Below are 16,233 nucleotides of genomic sequence, written 5' to 3' on the forward strand. Positions count from 1 at the left end.
AGGTGCGAAATGAGTACCGATAATAACTCTAAAGGAATAGTTCTTATTATTATTGCAATGACTTTATTTGCAATGCAGGACTCACTAATCAAATTTATATTTGAAAAAGCAGCATTATATGAAATTTTTTTTGGCAGATACTTTGTCGCTGCAATTTTACTGTTATGCTACATCAAATTTAAAAAGCAAAAGGTTAGTTTAAAAACCCACTATCCAATATTAACTTTGGTAAGGGTAGTTTTACACTTTTTGGCTTTTTCAGCGTTTTTTATTTCTCTTACTTACATGCCATTAGCAACAGCTAATGCACTTTTTTTCTCCTGCCCTTTTTTTGTATCAATCTTTGCCAAATTTTTTTTAAAGGAATTTATTGGTATTAGAAGATGGTCTGCAATTGTATTTGGTTTTATAGGGGTGTTTATAGTTTTAGATCCAAATTTTTCAGACTTTGAATACAAAAGTCTACTTCCAGTTGGATGTGCATTTTTTTATGCAGCCTCTATGACAATTACAAAATATACCTCTGACAAAGATGATGTAAACACTCAACTATTTTATTTCTATTTAATTGCGCTCATATTATGTGGAGCTATTTATCTCTTTATGGGCAATGGTCAGTTTAACAATTCTAATTTTGATCCAACAACTCAATTTATTTTTAGAGAATGGTTTTCTAACTTTGATTACACATGGAAATTTATATTATTTTTTGGTGTAGCAGCATCAATTGCTTTTCTTTGTATATTTTCTGCATACATAGTTGCATCTCCATCGGTTGTTTCTTTATTTGAATACTCTTTAATTATAATGTCGATGATACCAGGGTATTTCCTATTTAACGAGATTCCATCTGGAAGAACATTTCTAGGTGTTGCGTGTATAATAGCAGCTGGAATATACATATATTTAAGAGAGAAAGTCAGAGAGCAATACATTGCAACAGAAACACCTGTTAGAAGATGACCAAAAATTATATACCCACAATTAACATATCATCACTTATCAAAAATGATTTTGAGAATCTGAGTGCGTTAAAAACAATTAAAGAAATTGAGAAAGCTTGTGTAAATATAGGTTTTTTTCAAGTGACGGGACATGGTCTTAATTTGAAAGAAATTAATAAAATATGTGAAATAGGAAATAAGTTCTTCAATTTGTCAGACAGTAAAAAAAGGAAATTATCACCAAAAAAATGGAATAAAAAAAATAACAATCTTTACAGAGGTTATTTTCCAAATGATGTAAATGGAAAAGAGGGTTTGGATATAGGAGATTTAAAAATTACTAAGAAATATTCTTCAAAAACCAGAAACCAATACATTGAATATTTAGATCTTAATAAATGTTTTAACAAAACTTCTATTGAGGCCTTGAATAAATATTTTGAAAATATTTACAATTTAAGTGAAACTTTGTTTAAAAGTGTAATAAAATTAAATAAACTTGATCCAAATATTTCAAACAAAGCTTTTTCAAGGTTAAAAACTTTAAGTACTTTAAGATTTAATTATTATCCAAATCAAACAAGGCCAGTGGAGATATCAAAACAAGATGGAGTTGCACTTGGATGTGAAACGCATGTAGATAGTGGAATATTTACAGTTCTATACCAAGATAAAAAAGGTGGTCTTCAAGTACAGAATAGAAAAACGAAAAAATGGTATGATGTACCATTTAATAAAAAAGCTTTAGTAGTAAATACAGGAAGGGCTTTAGAGTTTTTAAGTCAAGGTAAATTTAAAGCTACAAATCACAGAGTACTATGGAATAAAAGCAAGAGACTTTCCGTTCCATTCTTCTTTGAGCCCTCTTATGACTTTAAAATGAATAAATCTTTCCTTAATTCAAAAAAATATTCTAACACAGGTCAGATTTACGAAAAATTTCTAAATCAATCTTTAAAAAAATTTATCGAATACCAGCGTTAAAATAATTTAAGTCGTTGAAAATTTATTATTACATTTTATAAACAATTTAGCTTGATGTCTAAAGTATTTGATTTATTTATTATAGGTGGTGGTATAAATGGAGCTGGTATTGCAAGAGATGCTTCTGGAAGAGGTTTGTCTGTATGTTTAGCAGATAAAGGAGAAATAGGAGGTGCAACTTCTTCTTGGTCAACAAAATTAATTCATGGTGGTCTTCGTTATCTAGAAAATTACGAATTTAAATTAGTAAGAGAGTCTCTTAAAGAAAGAGAAATTGTTTATAAAATTGCAAAACATATTTCAAAGCCAATTCCATTTATTATCCCTCATACTGATAAAATTAGACCAGCATGGTTAATTAAATTTGGTTTGCTTTTGTATGATAATTTGGGTGGGAAAACTAGCATTCCAAAATCAAGAACATTAGATCTTAATAAAAAATTTCCTTATATTCTTAAAGAGAAATACAAAACTGGTTTTCAATATTACGATATTCAAATTGATGATAAAAAATTAACAAAACTAAATGCTAAAGATGCAAAAAGAAATAAAGCCAAAATACTAGAATACAACAAAGTTAAAAAAGCTGAAATTATTAATAATGAATGGGTCATTAGTCTTCAAAATAGAAAAAAAATAAAATCTAAAGTTTTAATCAATGCATCTGGACCATGGATAAATGAAACTTTGCATAAAAATATAAAAATAAAATCTAAAAATAAAATAAGATTAGTTAAAGGTAGTCACATCATTACTAAGAAATTATACAAAGAAGATGTTGCATTTACATTTCAAAATACAGATAAAAGAATAATTTTTGTAATTCCCTATAAAAAGAAATTTTCATTAATTGGAACAACTGAGGTGGAAGTTAAATCGCCAGAAAATACTGTAATATCAAAACAAGAAACTCAATACTTAATTCGGTCCGTGAATAATTATTTAAAAAAACAAATTAGCAAAAAAGATATAGTTGATACTTATTCAGGAATAAGACCTCTAATAGAGGATTTTAAAGAGGCCTCAAAAGTTACAAGAGATTATGTTTTTGATTTACAAATTGTAAAAAAATTGCCACTTTTAAACATTTATGGAGGAAAACTTACTACATACAGAAAGTTATCTGAGAAAGTCCTATTAGATCTTAAAAAGTTTTTACCCAAAACAAAAAAAGGTCCATGGACAGATAAAAAGAAGCTTTTTTAGATTTCCACTGCTATTAAAAAGTGATATCGTTATTTTATAAAGCGATACATAACTCGTCGTTAAAATCAAAGATTTACGAAAGTGGGATCGGTCGTCTTTAAATTAATTTTTAAAGGAGACTTTATGAACTTTGGATATTTTTGTAATACTACCAACTGGGACAAGAAACCTTATACTCAGCTTTTAGACGAAGCTAGAGAAATCACAGAATATTGCGACCAAAATAATTGGAATTCTATTTGGTACACAGAACATCATTTTAATCATGAGGGGATGGAGTCCTGCACTAATCCTTTAATGATGTGTACAGATGCTGCGGCCAGAACTAAAAATATTCGTTTAGGGCAAGCATGTAACGTAATCACATTTCATAATCCAATAAGACTTGCTGAAGATATCGCTACACTAGACCAAATGTCTAAAGGTAGAGTTGAGGTCGGTATTGGTAGAGGTGTTTACGGTAGAGAAGCAATCAACATGAATAAAGAAGCTGACCTAAAAGATCAGGCAAAAAATTTTAGACTTTTTTCGGAAACATTAGAAATAATGAAAAAAGCATGGTCTGAAGACTTTTTCTCTCATCAAGGAGAATTTTATACTTATCCATCTCCTAATTTTATTTGGCAACACGACATGAGTCCTCCCAAAGAAAATGTTGTGGATTTAAAAACAAACGAATTAAAACAAATATCAGTATTACCAAAACCTTATCAGAAACCATTTCCACCAATATCACAAGTAGTTGATGGAGAAAGATCAATTCAGTGGGCAGCAGAAAATGGACTTAATACAATTATGTGGATCCCAACTGTAAAAGCTTTGAAAAAAAGATTTGAAATTTTTAAAGAAGCAAAATCTAAAGCTGAAAATAGAGATGTTCCTTTAGGTGAAGGTATAAGTTTGGTTAGAGACATGTTTGTTGCAGAAACTATGGAAGAAGCAGAAAAAATGGCTGGAGAACATATTGTAAATTATATGAGATGGGTCTGCCATTGGAGGGGGTTAGGAAACCACATGGACCCAGATGAAAAATTGCCTGAGACTAAAAATAAATTAGATTTATTAAATTATGAATTTCTTCATAAAAGAAATCTTTTATTTGGAACACCTGAGTTTGTAATAGAAAAAATAAACGAACTTCAGCAAGAATTAAATCTTCAAAATTTACAAGTTTGGTCTAACTTTCCTGGTATCAAACATGAAGACTGTATGAGAAGCATCAAATTATTTACAGAAGAGGTAATTCCAAATATAAAACCTATTAATTCTAATATACAAAAGGCGAGTTAACACATGGAGCTAAAACTTAGAAAATTTGCAAAGTTTGTAGATAAAACTTTTATTGAAGGTGGAAAAAAAGCAAATGAACCTGTTTTGTTAGTTTCTGTTGCAGCTGTTATAGAAAATCCTTGGGCTGGAAAAGGTTTTGTAGAAGATTTAAAACCAGAAATATTAGATCTTGCACCTCAATTAGGAGACCTATTAGTACCAGAATTAACTAAAGAAATTGGATCAGGTGAAAAAATTTTAGCCTACGGTAAGGCGGCGATGGTAGGATTAAATGGTGAAATAGAACACGCCTCTGCATTTATTCATACTCTTAGATTTGGAAATAAATTTAGAGACGCTGTCGGTGGAACTTCTTATTTAAGCTTTACAAATACTAGAGGTCCTGCAGGAGCAAAAATTTCAATTCCAATGATGCATAAAACTGATGCTGGATTAAGACCTTTTTATTTAACCCATGAATTTACTATTCATGATGCGCCTAATGAAGATGAAATAGTTGTTGCTATAGGTGGAGCTCCAACGGGAAGAGCTCATGCAAGAACTGGTGATCGATATCAAGATATGAAAGAGATGGGCATTGATAATTAATTGATGTCTTATAATTTTGATACTAATCAAAATCATTATTATTTTAATAATAAAAATTCTTTACCTTTGATCTTTATTCATGGTGTTGGTTTAAATCAACAAATGTGGAAACCACAAATTGAATTTTTCAAGGACAATTCATTTATAACTTACGATCTGTTAGGACATGGGAAAACACCTTTTAAAGAGCCAAATTTATCAATGCAAAATTTTACTGACCAATTGTCAAATCTAGTAAATAACTTAAACATAGAGAAATTTAATTTAATCGGATTTTCTATTGGATCGCTAATAGCGATAGAATTTGCATCAAAATTTGAAAATTATTTAAATTCCTTAACATTGATTTCCACTACATACAAAAGGACAGATTTGGAAAGACAAAATGTTGTTGATAGGGTCAATTTAGCAAAAAAAAATATGCCTATTTCTCAAATGGCAATGAAGAGATGGTTTTCAGATAAGTACCTTGAACAAAATCCTGAATTATATGATGAGTTTATGAAAATTCTTAACAAAAAGGGAAAAGACCAAGAAAATTTTATAAAAGCTTATGAGTTATTTGCGAATTACAAAGATAATCTTGAAAATGTAAAAAATATTAAAACTAATACATTAATAATTACAGGCTCAGATGATCCAGGATCTACACCTGATATGTCTAAAAATTTAAATAAAGATATTCAAAACTCAACATATATTGAAATTAAAAATGGAAAGCATTTGTGTACTATTGAATATGCAGACGAAGTAAATAATGCAATAATGAAACATATAAATAATGTCTAAATTAAAAAAATATCAAATGTTTATAGATGGTGAGTGGGTAGACTCTGACACAAAAAAAACTTTTGAAACTTTAAATCCAGAAGATAATAAACCATGGGCTGTAGTTCCAGAAGCTAGTGCAAACGATGTAGACAGAGCTGTAAAAGCTGCGCAAAAAGCTTTTGAAGGTGAATGGCCAAAAATGCTTGCAAGAGATAGAGCAAAATTTTTAAGAGCTATTGGAAACAAGCTTAGAGAGAATTCTGAATTACTAGGTAAGATTGAAACAATTGATACAGGAAAATTGTACAGAGAAACTTATCAACAAGCAAAATACATTGCTGAATATTATGATTATTACGCAGGATTAGCTGACAAAGTTGAGGGAACAGTTCTTCCAATAGATAAACCAAATATTCAAGCAATCACAACTAGAATTCCAATAGGAGTTATTGCAGCTATCATTCCTTGGAATTCTCAAATGTTTTTAACTGCAACAAAAGTTGCTCCTGCTTTGGCTATGGGTAATACAGTAGTGATCAAATGTTCTGAATTAGCTCCAGCAACAATGTTTGAATTTGCAAAACTTGTTGAGGAAACTGGAATACCTAAAGGTGTAATTAATGTAGTTTCTGGTTTTGGAGATCCATGTGGTAAAGCATTGACTACTCATAACTTAGTTGAGAAAGTTGCTTTTACTGGAGGACCTGAAACAGCAAGACATATAATTAGAAATTCTGCTGAGAATTTATCTGAAGTAAGTTTAGAGTTAGGAGGAAAAAGTCCTGTAGCAGTATTTGATGATGCTAAACAAGAAAATGCAATTAATGGAATTACCGCTGGAATATTTGGAGCTAGCGGTCAAAGTTGTATCGCAGGTTCAAGATTATATTTACAAAAAGGAATTTATAACGAATTTTTAGATAAGTTAGCAGCTAGAGCAGAAAAAATTAAAATTGGCACACCAATGGACTCTAATACTGAGATGGGTCCATTAAGTAACTTTAAACAATTAGAGGTAATAGAAAAAAATATTAAATTAACTGTTGAACAAGGTGGCAAAATTAAATGTGGAGGTAAAAGACATTCTTTTTCAAATGAAGGTTATTATTTTCCTCCAACAATTATTGAATGTGAAAATCATAACTTACCAGTAGCTGAAAATGAATTATTTGGTCCAGTATTATCCGTTATGAAATTTGATACTGAAGAGGAAGTGATAAAATTAATGAATGATAATCAATATGGTCTTTCTTCAGGTGTGTACACCAGTGATCTTGCAAGAGGCATGAGAGTATCGAATGCTATCAGAGCAGGAATTACTTTTGTAAACACTTACAGATTAATTTCACCGTCAGCTCCATTTGGAGGTATCAAGGATAGTGGATACGGTAAAGAGGCAGGAATTGACTCAATTAAAGATTACACAAGAGTAAAAACAACTTGGTTCTACACATCAGATGAACCATCTTTAGACCCATTCTCTATTAGATAATAGTTTAAAATAAGCCAATTTTGTCATTGAATATTCAGATTATTCATACTTAAATTAGATTTTATAAATTGTTAACAATAAAGAGGAAGATAATGAGAAAACTATTTATCGCTGCATTTATGTTTGTATCAAGCTTTGGTTCAAACGTTATGGCAGACGGACATTCGATCAAAATGGGAATCATTTTAGGATTTACAGGTCCTATTGAATCTCTTACTCCAGCTATGGCTGCATCTGCAGAGCTTGCATTTAAAGAAGCTTCAGATTCAGGTTCATTACTTGGTGGAAAAAAAATTGAAGCAATGAGAGCAGACTCAACTTGTGTTGACTCAGCAGCAGCAACAGCAGCAGCTGAAGGTTTAATTTCAGGTGGTGTAGCTGCAATTATGGGAGCTGACTGTTCAGGTGTAACAGGTGCTATTGCAACAAATGTTGCTGTACCAAACGGTGTAGTAATGATTTCACCTTCAGCAACTTCTCCAGGATTAACTACTCTAGATGATAATGGATATTTCTTTAGAACTGCTCCTTCAGATGCTAGAGGTGGTCAAATCTTAGCTGACATTACTAAAGATAGAAAAGTAAAAAGTGTTGCAATTACTTATACTAACAATGACTATGGAAAAGGTTTAGCTGATGTTTATAAAGCAGCAGTTGAAGCTCATGGTATTAAAGTTACAACTGTAACTGCTCATGAAGATGGTAAAGCAGATTACTCATCAGAAGTAGCAACTCTTGCTTCTGCTGGTGGTGATGCTGTAGCAGTTATTGGTTATCTTGACCAAGGAGGAAAAGGAATTATTCAGGCTTCTTTAGACTCTGGTGCATTTGATACTTTCGTTTTATCAGATGGTATGATTGGTCAATCATTAGTTGATGCATTTGGTAAAGACTTGAGCAAATCATTTGGATCTCTTCCAGGTTCTACTGGCAAAGGTGCTGGTGTATTTGCAGAAGTTGCAAAAGCTGGTGGTATAGATTCATCTGGTCCTTACACTGGAGAATCTTACGATGCAGCTGCTTTAATCGTTCTTGCAATGCAAGCGGGTAATTCTGCTGACAGAGCATCTATTGCAAAAAATGTAATGGATGTTGCTAACGCTCCTGGTACTAAAATCTACCCAGGTGAATTAAAGAAAGGTCTAGACTTACTAGCAAAAGGTAAAAAGATAAATTACGAAGGTGCTACTGGAGTATCTTTTACTGAAGTTGGTGAAGCTGAAGGTTCTTTCTTAGAACAAGAAGTTAAAGGCGGAAAATTTAAAACAAAAAAACAAAGATAATTTTTTTATCTTATTAAAAACCCCAGTAATTTTTTATTACTGGGGTTTTTTTATAAACCACTTATAATTCTAAAAATTCCAATTATTGAGATAATTATTAGAAAGTAAAAGACTACTTTTCTATATAGCGCTTCCTTGCTTTTAACAAAAAATTTATCACCTATAAAAACTCCTATTGGCAAAACAATTATTAAAGGAATTGTTCTGTAAATTGTTGTCATGTCGACAATATCTGCAAAAAAACTCAACACAAACGCATAAATATCTGTAAAAAAGAATAACGCTGTTAAAGTTCCTCTAATTACTGCAGGCTCAATACAAGTGACTAATAAAAATAAAGCAGCAGGCATACCGCCCAGTGTCGTTAATCCATTAAGGGTACCAGATACAATTCCAGTAAAAACTTTTGTTTTATCCTTATTAAGTCCTTTGTTTGTATACCCCCTCATTAATAAGATTGAGAAAAAAATAATAATTATACAAATCGATAAATGAGTAATTTCTGCAGAAAGATATTTAAGTAAAAATAATCCAAACGGTGAACCTATTGCCATACCAATTAAAATTTTAAAAACCATATTCCAGTCAATTTTTTTCCAAACATATAAGGCCATAAAGATACTAATTAAAACTTCGAGGATTAAAATGATTGGAACAATTTCAATGGCAGGAATTACAAAAGAAAAACCAGAAATACAGGTTGCTGAAAAACCAAATCCATTGAAGCCTCTTATAATAGAAGCAAGAAAGACAGTAAAAATAATGAAAGAAAATTGAAAAAAAGTTAAATCAAAATAAGATAACCAATTCATTATATATTTTTTATATAGTCAGCTCTAATTATTGAATACAAAATTAAAATTAAAAAAGGGATACACATAAAATTTACAATTTTCCAACTCAACAATGAAATTAAAATTCCAGCTGAAAGACTACCGATAGCTGTTGCAGAAAAAACTATTAGATCATTAAATCCTTGAGCTTTAAATTTTTCTTGCTCATTGTAAGTGGTTACTAATAAGCTAGTTCCTGAGATATATAGAAAATTCCAACCTATTCCCAAAAATATCAATGATGCAAAATAATTTATGAATGTTTGCTCAAATAAGCTTAATGATATTGTCAAAGCATAAAAAAAAACTCCTATGTACATTATATTTGAAAAACCAAATCTCTTTATTAGGTTACCCGTGAACAATGATGGAAGAAACATTCCAAGTACGTGAAATTGGATAACCAGTCCAACTTTGTCTATACTTAATTTATGGACATAATGCATACTAATTGGAGTAGCTGTCATTAAAAATGCCATAACCACATAACCAAAAGTAGCAGCTACCATTGCTTGTAAAAATTTTGGATCTAAGACAAGTTCTCTATAAGTCCTCACTTTATTATTTGTTGAAGTATTTTTGTTAGTGATTTTTGAATTTTTATAAAAACTTAAAAAAATTGCAGGCATAATAGTAAGACATGCTAATGCGATATAAGATCCAACATAAACATGATCACTAATTAAATCTTTTGTTTTATTTGCTAAAGTAATTCCTATAAATGCAGAGACAATTCCTGCCAACAAAAGCATAGAAACTGCCTTGGGTGCTTTATCTTTTTCAACTGTTTCAGCTGCTGCAAATCTATACTGATGAATGAAAGCCATTCCAGTACCAAGTAAAAAACAAGAAAATGAAAATATTATGAAGCTATTAATAAAGATTGAGTAAGCAGCAAGTAAACAAGCTAAAGAACTACCTAAAGATGCTAAAACAAAACCTAAACGTCTGCCAATAATTGACATAACTTTTGCAGCAAAAATAGTAGAGATTGCTATACCAACTACATAAATTGAAGGAGGAAAAGTAGCTAGTGATTTAATAGTTGAAAGCTGACTTCCGATTATTCCACTTAAAAAAACTGTTACATTGGCTGCAGTGAAACCAAAAACCTGACTTGAAATAAGTAGCGAAAGATTTCTGTTCATTAAAACATATACTTGTCAGCCATATACATAGCCCAAGCAATTGCAGCACCTAAAATAATATATTTCATGTTTAATTATTTTATTTCTATTTTTTCTGGAAGTATACCTTTAGGTCGGTATCGCATTATGAATAACAAACCTAAACCCATCAATAAAAATCTAAAATAAGGAACACTTTCAATAAGATGAGCTTTGATAGCATTTGTTTCAGGAATACCTGCTGTAAAGAAGTTAATTAAAAACATTGAAATTGGTGCTGCTTCAATCCATAAAAACCATACAACAAAACCACCTAAAATTGCACCAAAGTTGTTTCCACTTCCTCCAACTATGACCATTACCCAAATTAAGAATGTATATCTCATTGGTCTATAACTTCCTGGTGTAAATAACCCATCCTGAGTTACCAGCATTGCTCCTGCAATACCAACAATTGCTGAACCTAAAATAAATATTAGCAAGTGTTGTTTCACAACATTTTTACCCATAGCATTTGCTGCTTCTTCATTATCTCTTATTGCTCTCATCATTCTTCCCCATGGAGAATAAAGAGCTTTCTGCGTAAGAATTAAAAGTATTATAACGACAACTAAAAATAAACCTGAGTAACAAAGTTTAACAAATATTGAAGAGCCTTCTATTACGAATTGATTTAAAGCTGCTTGTCTTTCGGATAAATCAGTAATTAGATCTAACTTACTAGATTTAAACTTTTCTACTAAATTTATAAACCAATCTGTAGTCTGTAGATCGACTTCATATGGAGCAGGTCTCTTTAAGCCGATTACATTTTTAACACCTCTAGTTAACCAGTCTTCATGCTTAATTATTGCTATTACAATTTCTGAAATCAATAGTGTTGCAATTGCTAGATAATCAGCTCTTAAACCTAAAGCAACTTTTCCAACTATAAAGGCTAATCCTCCAGCAAATAATGCACCTACGATCCAGGAGAAAATGATAGGTAAACCAAACCCGCCGAGAAAACCAGTAGTTGCAGGATTTACAGCTTCAATTTTTTCAATACCTGGTTCCGCTGTGACTCTGATAATTATGATAGCTGCAATAATTAGAGCTGCAATACTATAAGTTCTTAATTTTGATTTTTCAAAATTTTTCAAAATAAATCTTATAACTAAAACTGTTACAATGATGAGCCATAAGCACATTAAAATATCAAATCCACCAGCTCTCCATGCTTCTTGAACGGGATCGACTGAAATTATTACTGCAGCAAGACCTCCTAAAGCTGTGTATCCCATTATTCCAAAATTTATTAAACCCGCATAACCCCATTGTATGTTTGCACCCATGGTCATGACTGCTGAAATTAAGCAAAGATTAAATATTGATAATGCAATATTCCATGATTGAAAAATTCCAACTAATAGAATTAGAACCATCATGATACTGTATGCTGCAATAACGTTTAGATTTTTTCTCACAATACTTTCCCTTTGAATATCCCTGATGGTCTATAAAGTAATACAATCACCAAGATTGAAAATGAAACTGCAAATTTGTAATCGGTCGAAAGTAATTGAATTAGGCTTTCTGGTTCCATACTTTCAGGTAATATGTACATAAAAAATTTCTTATACGCATATGTTAATAAAATTTCTGAAAAAGCAATCACATAGCCACCCAAAAATGCACCAAAAGGATTTCCAATTCCTCCAACAATTGCTGCAGCAAAAATAGGAAGCATATTATTAAAGTAAGTGAAAGGTTTAAAACTTTTATCTAAACCATACAAAGCTCCTCCAATAGTAGCTAAAATTCCTGCAATTACCCAGGTTACCAATACTATTTTCTTAGGATCTATTCCTGAAAGCAAAGCAAGATCTTCATTATCAGAGTAAGCTTTCATGCTTTTTCCTGTTTTAGTTTTATTTAAAAACCAGAACAATAAAGAGACTAAAACTATTGTAACAAAAATAGTAATGACCTGAGTAGATTTAAGGGCAAGTCCTTCGTTTAAACCTGTCATTTCTTTAAATTCTCTAGCCTTGATAATGAATTTTTCTCCATCAAAAAACCTTCTATCTCCTGGACCTATTATAATTCTAACAACTGCTTGGGTCACAAACATCACACCAATACTAACCATAGCAAATTGAACTGGAGGACTTTTTTGAGTTCTGTAATACTTAAAAACAAATTTATCGATTGTAAGCATGTATAAAATCATAAAAAAAATACCAAATGGAAGTGCAATTAAAGCTGTAGGCAGAACTCCAAGAGAAATACCTAAAGATTGAAAATACCAAGTGAATAAAATTGTCATCATGGTTCCAAATGACATCATGTCTCCAGTTGCAAAATTAGCAAATCTCAGAATTCCATAGATTAAAGTAACAAAAATTGCACCCAAAGCTAATTGAGAACCGTAAGTAAGTCCTGGAATAAAAATATAATTTAGTAAAAGAATTATTGCATTAATAAAATCCATACTATCCTCCTAAGAAAGAGCTTCTTACTCTTGGATCGTTCAATAATTCTTTACCTGTTCCTGAATAACGATTTTCTCCAGTAACTAATACATAGCCTCGATCAGAAATATTTAATGCTTGTTTAGCATTTTGTTCTACCATTAAAATAGCAACATTAGTTCTTTTTACTTTAACGATATGATCAAACAATTCATCCATAACAATTGGTGATACCCCTGCAGTTGGTTCATCTAACATTAGTACTGTGGGTTTAATCATTAACGCTCTTCCAAGTGCAACTTGTTGTCTTTGACCACCAGATAATTCACCTACCATTTGGTTTCTTTTTTCTCTAAGGATCGGAAATAGTTCGTAAATTTCCTCAATAATATTTTTTATCTCAGAGTTTACTAAAAAGGCGCCCATTTCTAAATTTTCCTCAACGGTCATTCCCGCAAAAACATTTTTGGTTTGAGGAACAAATGAAATTCCTTGTTTAACTCGATCTTGTGGAGAAAGTTTTGAAATATCTTTACCATCAATTTTAACCGAACCAGATTTTAAATTTAATAAGCCTAACATTGCTTTCATAGCTGTAGATTTTCCAGCACCATTAGGTCCTAGGATAGAAACAATTTCTCCTTTGTTTACTTCGACAGAACAAGAATTAATTATATCTGGTCCATTTCCATATCCACCAGTCATCTCTATTCCTTCAAAATATGCCATTAAACTTCATCCTTTAATTTTGATCCTCTGCCAAGATAGCTTTCTATTACCTTTTCATCTTTTTTAGCTTCCTCAACAGAACCCTCAAATAAAACTGAGCCTTCAGCCATAACAATTACAGGATCACATAATCTTCCTATAAAATCCATATCATGCTCAATCATACAAAAAGTATAACCTTTTTCTTTATTTAGCTTTTCGATTGCAGTGCCGAGATCTTTTAACAAAGTTCTATTTACTCCTGCTCCCACTTCATCCAATAACACTAATTTTGCATCAACCATCATGGTTCTTCCAAGTTCTAACAATTTTTTTTGTCCTCCAGAAAGATTACCTGCAAGCTCATTTGACAGATGTCCTAAATTTAAAAATTCAACTACTTCTTTTGCTTTTTCTTTAACTTCTGCTTCCTCTTTTGCAACTAACCCTGGCTTAAATAATGCTGTCATTAGCTTTTCACCTGATTGATTTCCTGGAACCATCATTAAGTTTTCTAGAACAGACAAATTTGAAAACTCATGTGCTATTTGAAAAGTTCTAAGCAATCCTTTTGAGAATAGCTCATAAGATGGAACATCTGTGATATTTTCTTCATCAAAGGTTACACTCCCACCTGAAGATTTTAAATTTCCAGCAATTAAATTAAATAAAGTTGTTTTACCAGATCCATTTGGACCAATTATACCTGTTATAGTTCCTCTTTTAACTTTAATAGAACAATCAGAAACTGCAGCAAGTCCTCCAAAATACTTTGATAAATTATTTATCTCTAAAATATTTTCAGACATTTATTTATCTAATCTTTTGTAAATACTATCTAAAATTTTCTCTAATGATTTATAAAAACCAGCTTTTGTCAATTCATTGACACCCTGCTCGTTTAATCCCTTAGGTGTTTGCGATTCTTTAACTAACTCTCTTAAGTTTTCTTTAGAATGTATAACAGCATCTTCTGACAAAGCTAAAAACAAAGAAGTTATATATTTTTGTGCATTATTTCTTTTTATCCCTTTTTTAATTAACCAATCAGACATTACTCTTTGCATTTCATAAAAAGGTGCCATCATTCCAGAAGTAGACCAAAAATTTATTGAAGATTTTTCATTTTTGATTTCTACAGTAGTTCCTAAATGATTAAAAAAAGCTTTCACTTTTGAATTCGGAGGACATATTGGAACTGGTCCTTTCTTTAATGATATTGGTGGCAAAGGAATTGCTCTTACTATTTTTGCTTTTACTTTAATGGCTTTTTTTAACTGTGATAGAGTAATTGTAGATATAAAGCTAACAATTGTTTGATTAGACTTAAATTTTAAATCTTTAATTATCTTCTCCCCAACCGTAGGTGTAATAGATAAAAATACCCAATTAGATTGATCAACAATTTGTTGATTATCTTTAGCAATAATTATTTTTTTGAACTTTTTTTTTAAACTTTTGGCAATCTGTTTATTCCTTGGAGAAATTATTATTTTTTTATATTTAAGACTGGATTTACATATTCCAGTTATTACTGAAGATGCAATCTTACCCGTACCAATAAAACCTAAAATCATAATATTTTGGTTACTTTATATTGATTATATTGAATTAATTAACAAAAAAAGATCCTCTAATTCTCAACAATTCTCTGCTTAATTCTTTATTTTCTTTGAAAGGTTTTCTTCCATGAAGCCAAAAATAATTATTTGCAATTATAGAGCAACCAACCGGTAACTTTGTAATTATTTTATTTTCACTTCCTTCCAGAGCATCAGATAATCTCTGTAAAAAATTGCCTTGTTCCATGTTTTTTGGTTCAGGAAATTGGTCAATATATGAAATATGTGGTCTTCCTTTATCATCTGAAGAAAAAACTGGATGCTCAACTTTATAATCTACATTTTTACTCTTAGGTGAGCTCCAAAGAAAATCTTGTTTGCCCACAGGATCATTTGATAGTTCTTTACAATGTTCCCAATCATCTAAATGCAACATCGCAGTCTCTCCACCCTCTACATTTTCTTCTTCTAACTTTGTCATAATTAACCAATCAGTAATTTCTTTAACATAAGTTCCATCTGTATGAAGATCCATATTACGGTAAGCTTTTCTTAAATAAGAGTCGCTTGCATCTTCGTGTTTTACATGGAAACGAGCATAGTATTTTCCTGCCATTGAATCATGATTGGGATTTCCAATTAAATAGGCAATAGCAGTTGATAATTTTACTAAAAATTTATCATTAATTTTTGGTGAAATATTTTTTGGCCCAATTATAAAACAACCAGTTGAACGATCTCTAATTATTGAGTTCATTAGTTTACTAAGTTTATTTTCTGTTAAATCGTCTAAACTTTTTGCTATTGTAAACCTTGTAAAAGGCTTTAGTTCTAAAGCTGTTAAATCGTATTTATTAAATGGAAAAACTAATTTCTTAATAATCTCATCAGTAATTTTAATATTCAAAATTCTTTTTGATTTATCATGTTCTTGAATTTCTAAACCAGGTATTTTTTCCATAAGAAACCTTAAGTTAAGTTTTTTAATAAAT

The 16,233-nt window shown here is 30.8% G+C and carries 16 protein-coding genes; 8 read left to right on the top strand and 8 right to left on the bottom strand.

Annotation, left to right across the window (positions count from 1 at the left end):
• Positions 1-9: 9 nt before the first annotated feature.
• The 8 genes from ACTTBO_RS07080 (at position 10) to ACTTBO_RS07115 (ending at position 8,558) form a co-directional block, all read left to right on the top strand.
• Complete coding sequence (locus ACTTBO_RS07080; protein WP_440657019.1) at positions 10-963, top strand: DMT family transporter; 954 nt, start codon at positions 10-12, stop codon at positions 961-963.
• A complete protein-coding gene (locus ACTTBO_RS07085) occupies positions 960-1,928 on the top strand; it encodes a 2OG-Fe(II) oxygenase family protein (RefSeq protein WP_440657021.1) in 969 nt (322 codons plus the stop codon). The genes ACTTBO_RS07080 and ACTTBO_RS07085 overlap by 4 nt, the downstream gene beginning before the upstream one ends.
• A gap of 54 nt (positions 1,929-1,982) precedes the next feature.
• A complete protein-coding gene (gene glpD, locus ACTTBO_RS07090) occupies positions 1,983-3,134 on the top strand; it encodes a glycerol-3-phosphate dehydrogenase (RefSeq protein WP_440633663.1) in 1,152 nt (383 codons plus the stop codon).
• 123 nt (positions 3,135-3,257) lie between these two features.
• Positions 3,258-4,424, top strand: coding sequence for an LLM class flavin-dependent oxidoreductase (locus tag ACTTBO_RS07095; protein ID WP_262590344.1), 1,167 nt, complete (start codon positions 3,258-3,260; stop codon positions 4,422-4,424).
• 3 nt (positions 4,425-4,427) lie between these two features.
• On the top strand, positions 4,428-5,012 hold the full coding sequence (locus ACTTBO_RS07100; protein ID WP_440657024.1) for an amino acid synthesis family protein: 585 nt from the start codon (positions 4,428-4,430) through the stop codon (positions 5,010-5,012).
• A gap of 3 nt (positions 5,013-5,015) precedes the next feature.
• Positions 5,016-5,801 (top strand): alpha/beta fold hydrolase, encoded by a 786-nt coding sequence (locus ACTTBO_RS07105; RefSeq protein WP_440657026.1) that lies wholly within the window; start codon positions 5,016-5,018, stop codon positions 5,799-5,801.
• Positions 5,794-7,275 (top strand): aldehyde dehydrogenase, encoded by a 1,482-nt coding sequence (locus tag ACTTBO_RS07110; RefSeq protein WP_440657028.1) that lies wholly within the window; start codon positions 5,794-5,796, stop codon positions 7,273-7,275. Before ACTTBO_RS07105 ends, ACTTBO_RS07110 begins: the two co-directional genes overlap by 8 nt.
• Positions 7,276-7,367: 92 nt before the next feature.
• A complete protein-coding gene (locus ACTTBO_RS07115; RefSeq protein WP_075506235.1) occupies positions 7,368-8,558 on the top strand; it encodes an ABC transporter substrate-binding protein in 1,191 nt (396 codons plus the stop codon).
• Between the two features lie 50 nt (positions 8,559-8,608).
• Here the strand turns inward: ACTTBO_RS07115 and ACTTBO_RS07120 are convergent, their stop codons facing one another.
• The 8 genes from ACTTBO_RS07120 to glaH form a co-directional block, all read right to left on the bottom strand.
• Positions 8,609-9,370 carry a sulfite exporter TauE/SafE family protein gene (locus ACTTBO_RS07120; protein ID WP_440657030.1) on the bottom strand — a complete coding sequence of 254 codons (762 nt, stop codon included), beginning with the start codon at positions 9,368-9,370 and terminating at the stop codon, positions 8,609-8,611.
• Complete coding sequence (locus ACTTBO_RS07125; RefSeq protein ID WP_440657032.1) at positions 9,370-10,539, bottom strand: MFS transporter; 1,170 nt, start codon at positions 10,537-10,539, stop codon at positions 9,370-9,372. The genes ACTTBO_RS07120 and ACTTBO_RS07125 overlap by 1 nt, the downstream gene beginning before the upstream one ends.
• Positions 10,540-10,613: 74 nt before the next feature.
• A complete protein-coding gene (locus tag ACTTBO_RS07130; RefSeq protein ID WP_440657131.1) occupies positions 10,614-11,945 on the bottom strand; it encodes a branched-chain amino acid ABC transporter permease in 1,332 nt (443 codons plus the stop codon).
• A gap of 35 nt (positions 11,946-11,980) precedes the next feature.
• Positions 11,981-12,991 carry a branched-chain amino acid ABC transporter permease gene (locus ACTTBO_RS07135; RefSeq protein ID WP_440657034.1) on the bottom strand — a complete coding sequence of 337 codons (1,011 nt, stop codon included), beginning with the start codon at positions 12,989-12,991 and terminating at the stop codon, positions 11,981-11,983.
• Position 12,992: 1 nt separating this feature from the next.
• The gene (locus tag ACTTBO_RS07140) at positions 12,993-13,700 is read right to left on the bottom strand and encodes an ABC transporter ATP-binding protein (RefSeq protein WP_262590337.1); all 708 of its coding nucleotides are present in this window, start codon (positions 13,698-13,700) and stop codon (positions 12,993-12,995) included.
• On the bottom strand, positions 13,700-14,488 hold the full coding sequence (locus tag ACTTBO_RS07145) for an ABC transporter ATP-binding protein (RefSeq protein ID WP_262590336.1): 789 nt from the start codon (positions 14,486-14,488) through the stop codon (positions 13,700-13,702). The genes ACTTBO_RS07140 and ACTTBO_RS07145 overlap by 1 nt, the downstream gene beginning before the upstream one ends.
• Positions 14,489-15,256, bottom strand: a complete 768-nt coding sequence (locus tag ACTTBO_RS07150) for a pyrroline-5-carboxylate reductase (RefSeq protein ID WP_440657035.1) — start codon at positions 15,254-15,256, stop codon at positions 14,489-14,491.
• Between the two features lie 34 nt (positions 15,257-15,290).
• Positions 15,291-16,202 (bottom strand): glutarate dioxygenase GlaH, encoded by a 912-nt coding sequence (gene glaH / locus ACTTBO_RS07155; RefSeq protein WP_440657036.1) that lies wholly within the window; start codon positions 16,200-16,202, stop codon positions 15,291-15,293.
• Positions 16,203-16,233: the final 31 nt, after the last annotated feature.

Origin of the sequence: Candidatus Pelagibacter sp. HIMB1509 (genome assembly GCF_052047855.1) — a bacterium.
Lineage (GTDB): Bacteria > Pseudomonadota > Alphaproteobacteria > Pelagibacterales > Pelagibacteraceae > Pelagibacter.

What these genes read in the sequence shown, in the direction of transcription:
- glpD (WP_440633663.1), top strand. Translation starts at nt 1,983, where the DNA reads ATGTCTAAAGTATTTGATTTATTTATTATAGGTGGTGGTATAAATGGA.
- ACTTBO_RS07105 (WP_440657026.1), top strand. Translation starts at nt 5,016, where the DNA reads ATGTCTTATAATTTTGATACTAATCAAAATCATTATTATTTTAATAAT.
- glaH (WP_440657036.1), bottom strand. Translation starts at nt 16,202, where the DNA reads ATGGAAAAAATACCTGGTTTAGAAATTCAAGAACATGATAAATCAAAA.
- ACTTBO_RS07150 (WP_440657035.1), bottom strand. Translation starts at nt 15,256, where the DNA reads ATGATTTTAGGTTTTATTGGTACGGGTAAGATTGCATCTTCAGTAATA.
- ACTTBO_RS07145 (WP_262590336.1), bottom strand. Translation starts at nt 14,488, where the DNA reads ATGTCTGAAAATATTTTAGAGATAAATAATTTATCAAAGTATTTTGGA.
- ACTTBO_RS07130 (WP_440657131.1), bottom strand. Translation starts at nt 11,945, where the DNA reads ATGATGGTTCTAATTCTATTAGTTGGAATTTTTCAATCATGGAATATT.
- ACTTBO_RS07080 (WP_440657019.1), top strand. Translation starts at nt 10, where the DNA reads ATGAGTACCGATAATAACTCTAAAGGAATAGTTCTTATTATTATTGCA.
- ACTTBO_RS07120 (WP_440657030.1), bottom strand. Translation starts at nt 9,370, where the DNA reads ATGAATTGGTTATCTTATTTTGATTTAACTTTTTTTCAATTTTCTTTC.
- ACTTBO_RS07125 (WP_440657032.1), bottom strand. Translation starts at nt 10,539, where the DNA reads ATGAACAGAAATCTTTCGCTACTTATTTCAAGTCAGGTTTTTGGTTTC.
- ACTTBO_RS07095 (WP_262590344.1), top strand. Translation starts at nt 3,258, where the DNA reads ATGAACTTTGGATATTTTTGTAATACTACCAACTGGGACAAGAAACCT.
- ACTTBO_RS07085 (WP_440657021.1), top strand. Translation starts at nt 960, where the DNA reads ATGACCAAAAATTATATACCCACAATTAACATATCATCACTTATCAAA.
- ACTTBO_RS07100 (WP_440657024.1), top strand. Translation starts at nt 4,428, where the DNA reads ATGGAGCTAAAACTTAGAAAATTTGCAAAGTTTGTAGATAAAACTTTT.
- ACTTBO_RS07135 (WP_440657034.1), bottom strand. Translation starts at nt 12,991, where the DNA reads ATGGATTTTATTAATGCAATAATTCTTTTACTAAATTATATTTTTATT.
- ACTTBO_RS07110 (WP_440657028.1), top strand. Translation starts at nt 5,794, where the DNA reads ATGTCTAAATTAAAAAAATATCAAATGTTTATAGATGGTGAGTGGGTA.
- ACTTBO_RS07115 (WP_075506235.1), top strand. Translation starts at nt 7,368, where the DNA reads ATGAGAAAACTATTTATCGCTGCATTTATGTTTGTATCAAGCTTTGGT.
- ACTTBO_RS07140 (WP_262590337.1), bottom strand. Translation starts at nt 13,700, where the DNA reads ATGGCATATTTTGAAGGAATAGAGATGACTGGTGGATATGGAAATGGA.